Below are 2,064 nucleotides of genomic sequence, written 5' to 3' on the forward strand. Positions count from 1 at the left end.
GCCCGAGCCCCCGACCGGCGCCGGGCACAAGCCGGGACGCAAGGCGGGCTCCCTGGTGGTGCTCGTCGACGGTGAGCTGACGCTCTACATGGAGCGCGGCGGCAAGACCCTGCTCGCCTGGTCCACGGACCCGGACGGTGCCCCGACCGACGACCCCCGCCTGCGCGCCGCGGCGGAGGCCCTCGCCGCAGCCGCCCGCGCTGGCTCCCTCGGCACGGTCACGGTGGAGCGCGTCAACGGCGCCCAGGCCCTGACCTCCCCCATCGGCACCCTTCTGGAAGGAGCGGGCTTCATCGCGACCCCCCGTGGCCTCCGCCTGCGCGCCTGATGGTCCCGGCAACCTGATCGTCCCGGCCACGCCCGTCCCGGCGCCATGCACACTTGACCCATGCCCGAAGGTGACACGGTCTGGCAGACCGCGAGCCGCCTGCACCACGCCCTCGCGGGCAAGGTGCTGACCCGCAGCGACCTCCGGGTGCCCCGGCTCGCCACGGCCGACCTCACGGGCCGTACGGTCCTGGACGTCACCCCGCGCGGCAAACACCTCCTGACCCGCGTCGAGGGCGGCCTGACCCTGCACACGCACCTGCGGATGGACGGCTCCTGGAAGGTGTACGCGAACGGCCGGCGCTGGGGCGGCGGCCCCGGCCACCAGATCCGCGCGATCCTGGGCAACGCCGACAGCACGGCCGTCGGCTACCGCCTCCCCGTCCTGGAGCTCCTGCGCACCACCGACGAGCACCGCGTGGTCGGGCACCTCGGCCCCGACCTCCTGGGCCCGGACTGGGACCCCGACCTGGCCCTCGCCCATCTCCTCCAGGACCCCGCCCGCCCCCTCGGCGAGGCCCTGCTCGACCAGCGCAACCTCGCCGGTATCGGCAATGTCTACAAGAGCGAGCTCTGCTTCCTGCTCGGCGTCACCCCCTGGCTCCCCGTCGGCGACCTGCCCGCCGAGCGCGCCGCCCAACTGCCCGCGCTCGCCAAGCGGCTGCTGGAGACCAACCGCGACCGCCCGATCCGCACGACGACGGGCCGCCGCGGCCAGGACCTCTTCGTGTACGGCCGGGCGCCCCGCCCCTGCCTGCGCTGCCACACGTCCGTCCGTGTCGCCGACCAGGGCGACGGCTCCCGCGAACGCCCTACGTACTGGTGCCCCACCTGCCAGCCTGGCCCCGCCCCGGCCCCTTCCAGGACCCGGCGCCGCCACACTGATTGACGACCCGTCAGAAACGCTCGTACGGTCCCTGTATGCCCGTCACGGCGTACGACCTCACCGGCCGCACCGCGTTCGTCACCGGAGCAGCGAGCGGCATCGGCCGCGCCTCGGCGCTCCTGCTCGGGGAGGCGGGCGCCACCGTGCACTGCGCGGACCGGGACCCCGAGGGCCTGCACGAGACGGCGACCCTGATCAAGGACGGCGGCGGCACCGCCCACACCCACGTCCTCGACGTCACCGACCGCGCCCGGCTGAGGCAGGCCATCACCTCCTGCGAACGCCTGGACGTCCTCGCCGCGATCGCCGGGATCATGCACAGCAGCCCGGTCCTGGAGACCCGGGACGAGGACCTCGACCGAGTACTCGACGTCAACTTCAAGGGAGTGCTGTACGCCTGCCAGGAGGCGGCCCGCCTGATGATCGCCCGGGGCACCGGGGGCAGCATCGTCACCATGGCCTCGGGCGCCGTCGACACCGGCGCCCCCGGCCTGCTCTGCTACGGCGCGGCCAAAGCGGCGGTGGTCCAGCTGACCCGGACCCTCGCGACCGAGGTGGGCCGGCACGGTATCCGCGTCAACGCGGTCGCGCCGGGCTGGATCCGTACCCCCATGACCGTCCGCCACGACAGCGAGGCCCAGGCGAAGACGGAGGCCGTCATGGCCCGCATGTCACCCCTGGGCCGGGTCGGCGCCCCCGAGGACATCGCCCACGCGGTCCTGCACCTGGCATCCGACGCCTCGGCCTTCACGACGGGCCAGATCATCCGCCCGAACGGAGGCGTGGCGATGCCCTGGTAAGAAACAGACACACCCGGCATCCCCGCCCACTCAAAAGACGTCCCCCACGCC

At 73.9% G+C, this 2,064-nt stretch carries 3 protein-coding genes; all 3 read left to right on the forward strand.

Annotation, left to right across the window (positions count from 1 at the left end):
• Nucleotides 1–328, forward strand: a 328-nt coding sequence (locus CCL05_RS43510; RefSeq protein WP_143590085.1) for a hypothetical protein, incomplete at its 5' end; no start/stop codon positions are given.
• Nucleotides 329–388: 60 nt separating this feature from the next.
• A complete protein-coding gene (locus tag CCL05_RS43515; protein WP_086565922.1) occupies nt 389–1,216 on the forward strand; it encodes an Fpg/Nei family DNA glycosylase in 828 nt (275 codons plus the stop codon).
• Between the two features lie 32 nt (nt 1,217–1,248).
• Entirely contained in the window at nt 1,249–2,013 is a 765-nt protein-coding gene (locus CCL05_RS43520) for an SDR family NAD(P)-dependent oxidoreductase (RefSeq protein WP_086565923.1), read from the forward strand.
• Nucleotides 2,014–2,064 lie beyond the last annotated feature (51 nt).

The organism is Streptomyces africanus (assembly GCF_002150735.1).
Classification (GTDB): domain Bacteria; phylum Actinomycetota; class Actinomycetes; order Streptomycetales; family Streptomycetaceae; genus Streptomyces; species Streptomyces africanus.

Coding starts and splice junctions, on each gene's coding strand:
- CCL05_RS43515 (WP_086565922.1), top strand. CDS start 389: ATGCCCGAAGGTGACACGGTCTGGCAGACCGCGAGCCGCCTGCACCAC.
- CCL05_RS43520 (WP_086565923.1), top strand. CDS start 1,249: ATGCCCGTCACGGCGTACGACCTCACCGGCCGCACCGCGTTCGTCACC.